Genomic DNA, 12,996 nt, shown 5'->3' with positions numbered 1-12,996 from the left:
AAAATGGAAGGCGGGGAGTCTAGCACGAAGCGCTGTCAGCCCGGTACAGCCCTGACGTTTGAATGTATTCCACCACCGCCCGAGGAAGCAAAAAATCCAAGCGCTGGCCGTTTTTTACCCGTGTTCGAATATCGGTTGCCGAAATCGCCAGCTCGGTGGTGGTGAGCGGCACAATTTGCCCGGGGCCAATAATGGGGCCCGTGCTAAGGCGGGTCGATAACTGCGCATCTAAGGCATCGGGCTCTAAGCGGTGGCCAGGGCGGCAACACACCGCCAGAGACGCCAGCTGCAAAATACGCTGCCAGCCATGCCAAGCGGTAAACGATAACAAACTGTCCATGCCCATCATAAACAGCAACGGGCGGCCCGGGAATTTACGCGCTAAGTGTTCGAGGGTATCAACGGTGTAAGAGTCGCCGTCGCGTTTAAGCTCAAGATCATCGACGGTAAGTCCGGCAATATCCTTAACGGCCAGCTGCGTCATTGTCAGGCGCTGTTCGGCACTGGCTATCGGTTGTGGCCGGTGCGGCGGCACCTTGTTGGGCAACAAGGTCAGGCTTTCTAAGGCGAAGGTTTCCATCACCTCAATGGCCATACGCAGATGGCCAAGGTGAATGGGGTCGAAGGTGCCACCAAAAAAACCAATGGGCTTCATGATGCATACTCCGGACGAATAACCGGCAGCGGCGGGCGAACTCCTGGGAAGAACGCCAAGGTTAAATCCTGAAAGCCCTGAACAATATCGCTGCCATCTTGGGTTTTAAAGTGTTGGTCAAGCCAGGCTAAATGGCGGCCAATTTGCCGCAGACGCCCGGCCGGTAGTCGTTTTAGCGCCCCTAAGTAAAGGCCTTTGCGGTGCGGCGGCAAGCGCCTTTTGCCAAGTTCTGCCTGGGGATTTCCCGAGGTTGCCAATGCCAGTAAGGTGTCGAGCTCGCGGCCAAGGGCCCAAAGCAATAGCGGTGGCTCTGTGCCTTCTTCGACAACCCGGGTGAGAACCCTTAACGCTTTGGCGGCATCATTGCCCAACAGCGCATCGGTCCACTGAAAAAGGTCATAACGGGCGTGGTCTAGCACCGCGTTATTGATGTCTTCTTCGGTTAGGGGGCCTGCGGGGTAGAGCAGGGTGAGTTTTTCCACTTCTTGGGCGGCGGCCAGCAAGTTACCTTCGGTAAAGTGCGCTAACGCTTGCACCGCCTCGTTGCCTGCTTTAAAGCCGGCATCTTGCAGCTGTCTTGCCAGCCAACCGGGAAATTCGCGGTCATTAAGCGGGTAAATTGGCAGATAAATGCCTTGCTCGTTCATGGCCTTGAACCAGGCGGCATTGGTCATGGCTTTTTCGGCGCGCGGGCCGCGCAGCACCAACAATACGTCTGGGTTTGGGTGTTGGGTGAGTTCCTGCAATAGTGCTTTGCCGGACTCATCCGGCTTTTGCTGCAGGTTGATTTCGATAAGCCGCCGCGAGGCGAACAATGACAAGCTTTGGTACTCTTCGCGCACCACTGCCCAGTCAAAGCCGCCTTCAACGGTAAAACTCAAGCGTTCTTCAACGCCCCATTGGCGGCCGTAGCCGCGTACCTTATTCAGGGCATCTTCCACCAAGAAAGGGTCATCCCCGAACACCAGCACCCATTGGGGCTGGCGTTTGAGCGCCTCGCTAAGTTGCTGGGCGCGGATCTGCATTAGCCCTGAGCCAGCTGGCGAACCAGGCGGTCGGCGGCTTCTTTACGCATTTCCTGAACCAACAATTCCCGCTCCCGGTCTTTGGCCAGCAGTTTGGTCGGGTCGTCTTGGTAGTCGCGGCGTACTTCAATGGTTTTATCCTCGGGGTCTTTACCCTTTTGGATAATTTGCCAGGTCAGGGTATACACCAATTCATACTCCGCTACCTGGCCGGTGCTGAACAAACTCAGCGCCTGACGATCCAACTGGTCTTTTACCAGATGGATCTCAGGGCCCTTGGCGGCAATATCAACGCCGCGAGCGGTCAGACTTTTCGCCACTTCCTTGGTGATGTCGGCGTACTGGTCAAAGCTGGTGAGGGTTACCGCTTTGTAGTTTTGGGGCATTTCATAGCTACCCTGGAGGTGAAAACCACAGCCCCCAGCAGCAACATCATTGAAAGCACAAGCCAGCGCATATCCAGTCCTTAGTTGGCGACGATGTTAACCAGTTTACCAGGCACCACGATGACCTTGCGTACCGTTACCCCTTCAAGGAAACGCTGTACGTTTTCGTCTGCCATGGCCTTGGCTTCTAAATCTGCCTTGCTGATATCGGCCGGCACGGTAATTTTGCCCCGTACTTTGCCGTTTACTTGCAGCACGATGAGCTTTTCATCTTCCACCAGCGCCGCTTGGTCAGCCACCGGGAAAGGTGCGTCGCAAATGTCGCCTTCACCGCCCAGTGCCTGATAAAGCTCGGTGGTGACATGGGGAATAATGGGGTGCAGCAGCAAGGTGATACTGACCAGCGCTTCTTGCAACAAGGCGCGGTCTTGTTCGGAATCTTGTGGTGCTTTTGCCAGTTTATTCAGCAGTTCCATCACGGCGGCAATGGCGGTGTTGAAGGTTTGGCGGCGGCCCAGGTCATCATCCACTTTGGCGATGGTTTTGTGCAGCTCGCGGCGCAGCGCTTTTTGGTCATTGCTAAGGGCGTTGACAGCCAGCGCTGCCACCGGGCCTTTCGCCTGGTGTTCAAAGGCCAGCTTCCAAATTCGCTTGATAAAGCGATTAGCCCCTTCCACGCCAGACTCAATCCATTCCAGGGTCAGCTCCGGTGGCGCGGCGAACATCATAAACAGGCGCACGGTATCGGCGCCGTAGCGCTCAACCATCACTTGCGGGTCGATGCCGTTGTTTTTGGACTTGGACATCTTCGACATGCCGTCGTAGATAACCTCGTGGCCGTGGTTGTCGGTGGCTTTAACAATGCGGCCCTTGTCGTCACGCTCAACGTTCACATCCAGCGGTGATACCCACTCGCGGCCGCCTTTGTCGTTAACATAGTAAAAGGCGTCCGCCAGCACCATGCCTTGGCACAGCAGGCGTTTAAAGGGCTCGTCAGAGTCAACCAGGCCTTCGTCGCGCAGCAGCTTGTGGTAAAAGCGCGAGTACAACAGATGCATCACTGCGTGTTCAATACCGCCGACGTATTGGTCGGCCGGCAGCCAGTAATTGGCTTTGCTTGGGTCGAGCATGGCATCGTCGGTATGGGCGCTGGCATAACGGGCGTAATACCAGCTCGATTCCATAAAGGTGTCGAAGGTGTCGGTTTCAAACTCCGCGGCTTGGCCGTTATAGGTGGTTTTACGCCACTCGGGGTCGGCCTTGATGGGGCTGGTAATACCGTCCATCACCACGTCTTCTGGCAGGCGCACCGGCAGCTGATCTTCTGGTACCGGCACCGTGATACCGTCTTCCAGGGTCAGCATTGGAATGGGCGCGCCCCAATAACGCTGGCGAGAAACACCCCAGTCGCGCAGGCGGTAGTTTACCTTGCGGCTGCCGCAGCCCAGGCTTTCAAGCTTATTGGCAATGGCATCAAAAGCGTTTTGGAAATCCAAACCATCAAACTCGCCGGAATTAACCAGGGTGCCGCTTTTGCCGGTCAGCGCTGCTGCTGTGATGTCGCCTTCGGCATCCGCAAAGGCAATAACGGGTTTGATGTTGAGACCGTATTTGCTGGCAAATTCCCAGTCGCGTTGGTCGTGGGCAGGCACGGCCATCACGGCGCCGGTGCCGTAATCCATCAAGACGAAGTTGGCGACCCAAATCGGAACTTCTTGGCCGGTCAAAGGGTGGATGGCCTTAAGACCGGTATCCATGCCTTTTTTCTCCATGGTGGCCATATCGGCTTCTGCCACCTTGGTGTTTTTACACTCTTCGATAAAGGCCGCCAGCTCCGGGTAGTTGGCAGCGGCTTTTTCAGCCAGCGGGTGCCCGGCGGCAATACCCACATAGGTGACACCCATCAAGGTGTCTGGGCGGGTGGTGTAAACGTCCAGGGTGTTGTCTTCACCGTCAACGGTAAAGCTCAGCTCCACGCCTTCAGAGCGGCCAATCCAATGCGCTTGCATGGATTTAACGGTGTCCGGCCAGCCTTCTAATTGCTCAAGGCCAGTCAGCAACTCTTCGGCGTAGTCAGTGATTTTAACGAACCACTGCGGAATTTGTTTTTGCTCAACAAGGGCACCAGAACGCCAACCACGGCCATCAACCACTTGCTCGTTTGCCAGCACGGTTTGGTCAACTGGGTCCCAGTTAACGGTGGCCATTTTTTTGTAAACCAGGCCTTTTTCGAACAATTTGGTGAAAAACCACTGTTCCCAACGGTAGTACTCGGGGGTACAGGTGGTGACTTCACGGGTCCAGTCGTAGCCAAAGCCGAGCATTTTCAGCTGGCCTTTCATGTAAGCGATGTTTTCGTAAGTCCACTTGGCAGGGGCGCTTTTGTTTTTAACAGCGGCGTTTTCTGCCGGCAGGCCGAAAGCGTCCCAGCCCATGGGCTGTAACACGTTTTTGCCTTGCATACGCTGGTAGCGAGAGATCACATCACCGAGGGTATAGTTACGTACGTGGCCCATATGGAGGCGGCCGGACGGGTAGGGGAACATGGAAAGGCAGTAATACTTTTCCTTGCTTGAATCCTCGGTGACCACGAAGGTCTTGTTCTCTTCCCAGTGACGTTGTACCTGGGGTTCAATGGCGCTGTGATCGTATTGTTCTTGCATGGGTTACCGCGTTGCGAAAACTGGGCTTAAATAGAATCGCCATAGGATACCTTGCGCAAAGGTCCCCCGCCACCCACCTTTGCGCCTTCTTGCATTCTGGTGGCGCTCAGCGTATTACAAAGCAAAACAAAGGAGTCAGACCATGGCAGTAAAAGGTTATCAGCGCCTGCTTGATGAATTGAAAAAACGCATTAAAGAAGGCGAGGTAGAAGCCAGCTTTGATGCGCTGGTGGAAGAGGCCAAGGGCTTGCTTCAGGCCGCCGGTGATATGACCAAAGATGAATTGGCCTTGATTGAAGCCAAGTTAAAAGACGACCTGCATGCCTTGTCTGAACACGAAGGGGAACTGGACGTAGACCCGCGAACCGAGGAGCTGTGGAAGCTTTTATATGAAGGGGCCGACCAAACCGCTCTGGCCTGGCAGTCTTTTGCCAACGATTTACAACACCCCGAGGGTTACAAAGCCGATGATTACATCGGTTTTGGGGCGCTACGCTGCATTCGCTGCGGTTTTGTGATGGAGTTCTATCACCCTGGCCGCATTCCCTTGTGTCCGCAATGCGGTAATAACCAATTTCAGCGCGAGTTTCGCCACCAGGAATAAAAAAAGCCGGGCTAAGCCCGGCTTTTTTAATCCAACCGAAAACGCCAACCGGCAATAACCAATGGCAGCAACAGCCAGCACCACAGCAAGCCAAAGCGGCCATAAGGGGTTTGGCCGGTGACCAACGGCAGTTTGTCGGTCAGGGTGGCGGCGACAAAGCGGGGCAGCTCACGGCGAATATGGCCTTGGGCATCCATGGTGGCGGTAACGCCGTTGTCGGTGTCGCGGATCATCGGCCGGCCCAGCTCTTTGGCGCGGGCTTGGGCAATTTGCAAGTGCTGCCAGGGGCCGATGGAGTCACCAAACCAGGCATCGTTGGACACTGTCATCAAAAAGTCAGTGTCTTTATCAACATTGGCTCTGACCTGGCGAGAAAACGCCACCTCATAGCAAATGGCCATGGCGCCTTTAAATTTGCCTATTTTCAGGTTGGGTTGCCGGTAGGCACCGCGGGCAAAATCGGACATGGGCAGATTAAAAAGCGGTGCCAGTGGCCGCAGCAAATCACCAAAGGGCACAAACTCGCCAATGGGCAATAAATGGTGCTTGATATAGCGATTAGCGTCGCCGTAGTGATAGTGGCCGTCGAGCACAATCACCGTGTTGTAGTAGTTATGGGTTTGGTTGTTGTAATCAATGATGCCGGTGACGAGGTTATTTTTACGAAAACCGGTGATGGCATTAAGCTGGCTTAAAAAGCCTTGCTGGTTTTGTTCAAGGTCAGCAATGGCGCCTTCGGGCCACACCAGCATGTCGGCATTCATGTGCGGGCGCGACAAGTCCAAGTATTTATAAAGCGATTTGACCAGTGCGTCTGGGTCCCACTTCATGCTTTGCGGGATATTGCCCTGCACCAGGGCCACCGACAGGGTTTGGCCGCGATACTTCACCCAACTGCTGGGCAGCAACGCCGACAGGCCGATTAGCATTAGCGCAAACAGCGCCCAGCGCTTTTGATAGCGGGCATAGGCCAGCATGCCGCAGCACAGCACCAGCATAAAACCGGCCAGCACTTCCGAGCCAATGGGCAGGTAATTGCCAAAGGGGGTGTCTAACTGGCTTACCCCTAGGTTCAGCCAGGGAAAACCGGTTAAAAGCCAGCCGCGCAGCCATTCGCTGGCCAGCCACAATACCGGCAGCGCCACCAAAAAGCGGGGCCAATTGGCAAGGGGGAAAAAGCGGTTAAGGTAATAACCAACCAGGGCCGGGTAGAGCGCTAAATAGAAGGCCAGCACCGCCATGATTAGCATGCTGACCAGCAGTGGCATACCACCAAACTGGTAGATAGACACATGCACCCAGGCCACGCCGGTAACAAAAAAACCAAAGCCAAAGCAAAAACTTAAAAAGCCACCTTGGCGGGGGCTTTTGTGCTGTATTTGCCAAAGCCAAAGCGGCAGGGTAAATAGCAGTAACCAGGCTTGATGGTAAGGGGCAAAAGCCAGATGGCTCAGCGCCCCCAAACACCAAACCCACAGGGCTCTGAGTGCAATCTGTTTTTTCATTCCTGCTCTTCTGGCAGCGTCACTTGTAGTTGAATAAGACGGCGTTTGTCGGCGCGGCTGACTTTAAACTGCATACCGTCGAGCCGCACTTCTTCGCCACGGGCTGGCAAGTGGCCAAAGGCATGCATCACCAAGCCACCCACGGTGTCTACGTCTTCATCGGAGAACTGGCTACCAAAGTGGTCGTTAAAGTCTTCAATGGGAGTTAGCGCTGCTACCGCAAAGGTGCGGTTGGTCAGTTTACGAATTTCGTCGCCGTCGTTGTCTTCGGCGTCGTATTCATCTTCGATATCCCCGACGATTTCTTCGAGAATGTCTTCGATGGTCACCAGGCCTGACACACCGCCAAATTCGTCAATGACGATGGCCATGTGAAAACGCCCAGAGCGAAATTCTTTTAGCAGCACATCCACCCGTTTTGACTCAGGCACTATTACCGCTTCACGTTTGACCTTATCTAAATCAAAGTCATCCTCGGCCTGGCCAAAGGCGTATTTGAGCAGATCTTTGGCCAGCAGCATGCCTTCAATGTGGTCTTTGTCTTCGTTGATGATGGGAAAGCGGGAGTGGGCAGATTCGATAATGGTGGGCAGAAAGTCCTGCACCTTTTGGCTTTTGTCGATAGCCACGATTTGGCTGCGGGGGATCATAATATCCCTGACCCGCAACTCGGATACATCCAACACACCTTGCAGCATGTCTTTGGTTTGAACATCGATAAGCTCACGCTCGGTGGCGCTTTCGATGACCAACATCAAGTCATCACGGTTCTTGGGCTCGTCAGAGAAGAAATGGCTGATGCGGTCAAGCCAGCTCTTGGAAGAGCCCTGACTCGAGTGGGGATTGTCGTCGCTCATAATCCTTTAAACCAGTATTTAAATGTCGCGGTCGCCGTAAGGGTCAGCAAACCCAAGGCCTTGTAGAAGCTCAATTTCTTTGCTTTCCATCAGCTCCGCATCCTCGTCCTTTATATGGTCATACCCCAGCAAATGCAAGGTGCCATGAATAACAAGGTGCGCCCAATGGGCCTCGGCGGTTTTTTGCTGCTCGGCAGCCTCGCGGGCCATTACCCCGGCGCAAATCACCAAATCGCCAATCAGCGGCAGCTCAATGCCTTCTGGCATTTCGAAAGGGAAGGACAACACATTGGTGGCGTAATCCTTACCACGGTAGGTGCTGTTAAGCTCCAGCCCTTCTTCTTCGTCAACAATGCGCACCGTCAGTTCGGTGTCATCGCGGCCACTGTCTTTAAGGGCCGCCGACACCCACAGCTCAAATTGCTGTTGGCTGGGGATGTCTTTGGCCTTGGAAGCAACCTGCAAATCCAGGTAAAGGGTCATTCGCGGCTGTCCTGCGCTTGTTGTTCGCGTTCGCGGCGGCGCTCGGCTTTGATGCGTTCTTGCTGCTGCTCAAAAGCATCGTAAGCATTGATGATTTTTGACACCACCGGGTGGCGCACCACGTCAGCTGACTGAAAGAAGTTAAAAGATAAGTCTTCCACATCTTGCAGCACTTCAATGGCATGGCGAAGGCCTGAACGGGCACCGCGCGGCAAGTCCACCTGGGTTATATCGCCGGTGATAACCGCCTTGGAGTTAAAGCCGATACGGGTTAAGAACATTTTCATCTGTTCAACCGTGGTGTTTTGGCTTTCATCAAGGATGATAAAGGCGTCGTTCAAGGTGCGCCCGCGCATGTAGGCAAGGGGCGCCACTTCAATCACATTGCGCTCAATCAGCCGTTCAACCTTTTCAAAACCAAGCATTTCAAAAAGGGCGTCGTAGAGCGGGCGTAGGTAAGGGTCAACCTTCTGGCTTAAATCCCCCGGCAAAAAGCCTAGTTTTTCCCCGGCTTCCACGGCCGGGCGGGTCAGCAGAATGCGGCGAATTTCCTGACGCTCCAAGGCATCAACGGCGCAAGCAACGGCCAGGTAGGTTTTACCGGTACCGGCCGGGCCTATGCCAAAGCTGATGTCGTGATTGAGAATGTTTTGGATGTAGGTGCCCTGGTTAGGGGTACGCGGCTTAATGACGCCGCGCTTGGTTTTGACGAAAATCTCGCGGTTTTCATCAACACCGGACTCGGCTTCCAGCACCTTCAGTTCTTGAATAGCCAGGTGCACCAGTTGCGGGTCAAGGTCTTGTATCTTGTTTTTTACCGGCGCTGTTTCCACGTATAGGTCGCGCAGCAAGTCGGCTACCGCTTTGGCGGTAATGGCGCGGCCCAGAATTTGAAAGTGGTTGTCGCGGTAGTTGATCTCAACGCCTAAGCGGCGCTCAATCTGTTTGAGGTTGTCATCGAAAGGCCCGCACAAGGACGCCAAGCGGTCCATGTTGGCGGGCTCGAGATGTACGCTGACAGTCAGTAAAGGGTTAGCCAATTCTTCCTCTTACGCTGTGGGGTCAAAAGTGGCGACGCCAAGGGCGTCAGCCTTGCCATTACGGGCATCATACTGGGCAACAATGTCAGCCGGGTTAACGGCCACACGCAGGCCCATTTCGGGCTCGGTACGCACCACGGTGCCACGCAGGGAATGCGGATATACGTCGGTTATCTGTACATCCACAAAACTACCAATCAGATTGGGGCTGCCTTCAAAATTTACAACCCGCATATTTTCGGTGCGGCCACGAAGCTCCATCGGGTTCTTCTTCGAGGGGCCTTCAACCAGAATGCGCTGCACGGTGCCGTGCATACGGCGGCTGATTTGCATCGCCTGCTGGTTGATACGTTCTTGCAGAATATAGAGCCGCTGCTTTTTGGTGTCTTCGGTCACATCATCAGGAATATCCGCAGCCGGGGTGCCGGGACGGGCCGAATAGATAAAGCTAAAGCTTTGGTCAAAGCCCACGTCGCTAATCAGCTTCATGGTGCGCTCAAAATCATCGTCTGACTCGTTAGGGAAGCCAACAATAAAGTCTGAGCTTAAGCACAGGTCAGGGCGAGCCTCGCGCAGCCGGCGAATTTTCGATTTGTATTCCAGCGCAGTGTGATTGCGCTTCATTAAGGTCAGCACCCGGTCAGAGCCACTTTGTACCGGCAGGTGCAAAAAGCTCACCACTTCCGGGGTGTCGCGGTACACGTCGATAATATCGTCGGTAAATTCCAGTGGGTGGCTGGTGGTGTAGCGAATGCGGTCGATGCCGTCGATGGCGGCGACCAAACGCAGCAGTTCGGCAAAGCTGCAAATGCCATCGTCATGGGTGGCACCGCGAAAGGCATTAACGTTTTGGCCTAACAGGTTCACTTCCCGCACGCCTTGTTCGGCCAGTTGCGCCACTTCGTACAAAACGTCGTCTACCGGGCGGCTGACTTCTTCACCGCGAGTGTAAGGCACCACGCAGAAGGAACAATATTTTGAACAGCCTTCCATGATGGAAACAAAGGCGCTGGGGCCTTCGGCTTTTGGCTCGGGCAAGCGGTCGAATTTTTCGATTTCCGGGAAGGAAATATCGACAATGGCGGACTTGGTGCCGCGCACTTGGTTAATCATTTCCGGCAAGCGGTGCAGGGTTTGTGGGCCAAAGACAATGTCCACATATGGGGCACGTTCGCGCAGGTATTCACCTTCTTGCGAGGCCACGCAGCCGCCAACCCCTATCACCAGGTTCGGGTTGGTTTTTTTCAGCTCTTTCCAGCGGCCAAGCTGATGAAAGACCTTTTCCTGCGCCTTTTCACGAATCGAGCAGGTATTGAGTAGCAGCACATCCGCCTCTTCGGGGATCTCGGTGACACTAAGATCGTGGGTGCTGCCCAGCAGATCCGCCATTTTTGCGGAATCGTACTCGTTCATCTGGCAACCCCAGGTTTTGATGTGCAACTTCTGGCCCATGTGACTCGCTACCTGCAACTTCTATCGGGATGGAAAAATGACCGCATATTCTACCCCAAGGCAACGGTGGCTACCACAAGCGGGCGAAGGCTTTTTGCTGATCCAGAACAGGCCACCCCCAACAAGGAGGTGGCACTATGGGGTTTAGAAGGACACATACCAGCGTTGGTCGCCAGCGGTTTGGGCCAGGTCTTCAATGGTGACAGTACCTAAATTACCGCGCGTAAAGATAAGCGCGGCGGTGCGATCGGCATTGTGGTCTTTGGCAAAGTGATAAACGCTTTGGCCATTACACATCAGTTTGTTGGCGATCACCGGGTAGGTCAGGCGGTGTTCTTTTACCTTGCCATTCAGTTGGTGAGGTTTATTGTTGATTGAGGCCTTACAAACTTCAATAAGGGCACTTTCAACGTAAGAGTCCATGGCCGCTAGGGCAGGAGTGGACAACATAACCACGGCAGCCCCGGCCAGTAACATTTTGCATTTCATGTTGCATCTCCACTGTTTGCCGGGTGGCATTGCATTAGACACGAAAAGGTTGCCGGTTATTCCTTGCGCAAATGTAAGAGTTTTTGTCAGTGGCCCCAGGCTTGAGCGTACAATGGCGCCATGCAAAAGGAGCAGTAATGAAATTTGATTTAATTATCAATGGCGGTGGCATGGTGGGCGCTGCTTTGGCATTAGCCCTTGGCCGCCAAGGCATGCGTATAGCGCTGATTGAATTACAAGCCCCCAAAGCCCCGGAACAGCTAGACCCAAGAGTCAGTGCCATTAGTGAAGGCTCGGTCAGTTACCTTAAAAACCTAGGTGTTGAATTTCCTGAAGGCCATTGCCAGCCGTATCAGCATCTTACGGTGTTTGATGGCGACCAAACTTGCCAGTTTAGTAGTGACGAAATTGGCTGTGAGCAGTTGGGGCTCTTTATTGAAAATAGCCGCCTGCAGCAGGCCATTTGGGAGGCATTACCAAAGACCGTTACCGTAAAACTGGCTCGCGCCAACGAGTTTTGCCACCACGCAGACGGCGTGACCTTAACCCTTGATAATGGCGAAAGCCTGACCGCGCCCCTAGCCATTGCTGCCGATGGCGCTCAGTCTTGGCTGCGCCAACAAGCCGGCATCGGCCTTAGCGGTTGGGACTACCGTCAGCGCTGCATGTTGGTGGCGGTTAAAACCCAAGGCCAAATGCAAGACACCACCTGGCAGCAATTTACCGCAACCGGCCCCAAGGCCTGGTTGCCAATGGTTAATAACCAAGCGGTGCTGGCCTGGTATGACAGCCCGGCTGAAATCAAACGCCTAAGCGCACTTTCCCCAGAGCAACTGGTTACTGAAGCCCACAAGGTTTACCCGGCCCTGCTGGGAGATATCGCCGTGATTAGCGCCGGTAATTTTGCCCTTACCCGCCGGCACGCCCAGCGCTACGGCCAGCGTGGCGTATGGTTGGTGGGCGATGCTGCGCATACCATCAACCCGTTAGCCGGGCAGGGAGTCAACCTGGGCTTTCGTGATGTCGAAGCGCTGGACCGTATTATTGGCGGCGCCTTTACAAGCGGTGAGAATTGGTGGACTGATGCATTACTTAAGCGTTATGAGCGGGCCCGCAAGCCCCATAACCTGCTGATGCAAAGCATGATGGATGCTTGCTACAAGGGTTTTTCCACCGACAAACCGCTACTCAGCCACCTACGAGGCCTGGCCGTAATGGGCCTGGATTTCCTGCCGCCAATCAAAAAACAAATCCTCCGTTACGCCGCGGGGCTCAGCTAGAAAGCAAAGCACTGCTTTGCTGCAGCTGAGCGCGAGCACACAGGATGTGCGAGGTGGCATGAACCGCCAGGGATGGCTCTCAACTTTGGAATTTGATGAAAGCAAAGCACTGCTTTGCTGCAGCTGAGCGCGAGCACAGGAAGTGCGAGGTGGCATGAACCGCCAGGGACGGCGGTTGTTTCTGGTTAGTCAGAATACGGCGCCTTGTCGTTAGCATCTCTGTAAATCCAGACGTTGTTGCCTGATGCCATTACGGCTTCAACCCTTTGGTATTCTTCTACTTCGTACGCATCTGATTGCGCCAGCTCGGCATCACTTATCAAAAATACCATGCCGGGCACTTTATCAGCAGCGTTGCCTGTAAATTGCAAAATGGGGTGTACGGCAGTGCCGCTTTGGCGAATAACCTCTTGGTCGCGAATGGTTACTGACCCTAAAACATAGCCAGGCAGGCTATCTTGGTTGCCCGCAAGTAGACGGCCAAAGAGCGCTAACTGCACCTCTGGCTGCTGTAAGGTGCCATAGGAAAAAAGCTTTTGCATGAGCGAGTCCGTTTG

13 protein-coding genes are annotated in these 12,996 nt (G+C 54.3%); 2 read left to right on the top strand and 11 right to left on the bottom strand.

Going from position 1 to position 12,996, the window contains the following annotated elements:
- Positions 1 to 19 precede the first annotated feature (19 nt).
- The 4 genes from nadD to leuS form a co-directional block, all read right to left on the bottom strand.
- Positions 20 to 655: a nicotinate-nucleotide adenylyltransferase gene (gene nadD, locus DW350_RS13130; protein WP_115719364.1), complete on the bottom strand. Its 636-nt coding sequence runs from the start codon at positions 653 to 655 to the stop codon at positions 20 to 22.
- Positions 652 to 1,680 (bottom strand): DNA polymerase III subunit delta, encoded by a 1,029-nt coding sequence (gene holA, locus DW350_RS13125; RefSeq protein ID WP_115719363.1) that lies wholly within the window; start codon positions 1,678 to 1,680, stop codon positions 652 to 654. Before holA ends, nadD begins: the two co-directional genes overlap by 4 nt.
- Entirely contained in the window at positions 1,680 to 2,066 is a 387-nt protein-coding gene (locus DW350_RS13120) for an LPS-assembly lipoprotein LptE (protein ID WP_115719362.1), read from the bottom strand. The genes holA and DW350_RS13120 overlap by 1 nt, the downstream gene beginning before the upstream one ends.
- Before the next feature lie 80 nt (positions 2,067 to 2,146).
- Positions 2,147 to 4,729: a leucine--tRNA ligase gene (leuS, locus tag DW350_RS13115; protein ID WP_115719361.1), complete on the bottom strand. Its 2,583-nt coding sequence runs from the start codon at positions 4,727 to 4,729 to the stop codon at positions 2,147 to 2,149.
- Between the two features lie 142 nt (positions 4,730 to 4,871).
- Between leuS and DW350_RS13110 the strand changes: the two genes are divergently transcribed.
- The gene (locus DW350_RS13110) at positions 4,872 to 5,333 is read left to right on the top strand and encodes a zinc ribbon-containing protein (protein WP_115719360.1); all 462 of its coding nucleotides are present in this window, start codon (positions 4,872 to 4,874) and stop codon (positions 5,331 to 5,333) included.
- A gap of 26 nt (positions 5,334 to 5,359) precedes the next feature.
- Here the strand turns inward: DW350_RS13110 and lnt are convergent, their stop codons facing one another.
- From lnt to DW350_RS13080, 6 genes are all read right to left on the bottom strand, one after another.
- A complete protein-coding gene (gene lnt / locus DW350_RS13105) occupies positions 5,360 to 6,838 on the bottom strand; it encodes an apolipoprotein N-acyltransferase (RefSeq protein ID WP_115719359.1) in 1,479 nt (492 codons plus the stop codon).
- Positions 6,835 to 7,695, bottom strand: coding sequence for a CNNM family magnesium/cobalt transport protein CorC (gene corC, locus DW350_RS13100; protein ID WP_115719358.1), 861 nt, complete (start codon positions 7,693 to 7,695; stop codon positions 6,835 to 6,837). The genes lnt and corC overlap by 4 nt, the downstream gene beginning before the upstream one ends.
- Positions 7,696 to 7,713: 18 nt before the next feature.
- Positions 7,714 to 8,178, bottom strand: a complete 465-nt coding sequence (gene ybeY, locus DW350_RS13095; protein WP_115719357.1) for an rRNA maturation RNase YbeY — start codon at positions 8,176 to 8,178, stop codon at positions 7,714 to 7,716.
- Positions 8,175 to 9,170 (bottom strand): PhoH family protein, encoded by a 996-nt coding sequence (locus tag DW350_RS13090; protein WP_115720639.1) that lies wholly within the window; start codon positions 9,168 to 9,170, stop codon positions 8,175 to 8,177. Before DW350_RS13090 ends, ybeY begins: the two co-directional genes overlap by 4 nt.
- Positions 9,171 to 9,227: 57 nt before the next feature.
- Positions 9,228 to 10,670, bottom strand: coding sequence for a tRNA (N6-isopentenyl adenosine(37)-C2)-methylthiotransferase MiaB (gene miaB / locus DW350_RS13085; protein WP_115719356.1), 1,443 nt, complete (start codon positions 10,668 to 10,670; stop codon positions 9,228 to 9,230).
- Positions 10,671 to 10,814: 144 nt separating this feature from the next.
- Positions 10,815 to 11,159 carry a DUF3718 domain-containing protein gene (locus tag DW350_RS13080; RefSeq protein ID WP_192954677.1) on the bottom strand — a complete coding sequence of 115 codons (345 nt, stop codon included), beginning with the start codon at positions 11,157 to 11,159 and terminating at the stop codon, positions 10,815 to 10,817.
- 137 nt (positions 11,160 to 11,296) lie between these two features.
- On the opposite strand from DW350_RS13080, the gene DW350_RS13075 reads away from it, so the two are divergent.
- Positions 11,297 to 12,439, top strand: a complete 1,143-nt coding sequence (locus DW350_RS13075) for an FAD-dependent monooxygenase (protein ID WP_115719354.1) — start codon at positions 11,297 to 11,299, stop codon at positions 12,437 to 12,439.
- A 185-nt stretch (positions 12,440 to 12,624) separates the two neighbouring features.
- Here the strand turns inward: DW350_RS13075 and DW350_RS13070 are convergent, their stop codons facing one another.
- On the bottom strand, positions 12,625 to 12,981 hold the full coding sequence (locus tag DW350_RS13070; RefSeq protein ID WP_115719353.1) for a gamma-glutamylcyclotransferase family protein: 357 nt from the start codon (positions 12,979 to 12,981) through the stop codon (positions 12,625 to 12,627).
- Positions 12,982 to 12,996 lie beyond the last annotated feature (15 nt).

The sequence above is a fragment of the Gallaecimonas mangrovi genome, assembly GCF_003367375.1.
In the GTDB taxonomy this organism is placed as follows: Bacteria; Pseudomonadota; Gammaproteobacteria; order Enterobacterales; family Gallaecimonadaceae; genus Gallaecimonas; species Gallaecimonas mangrovi.
This window is presented reverse-complemented; position numbering and strand designations above follow the sequence as displayed.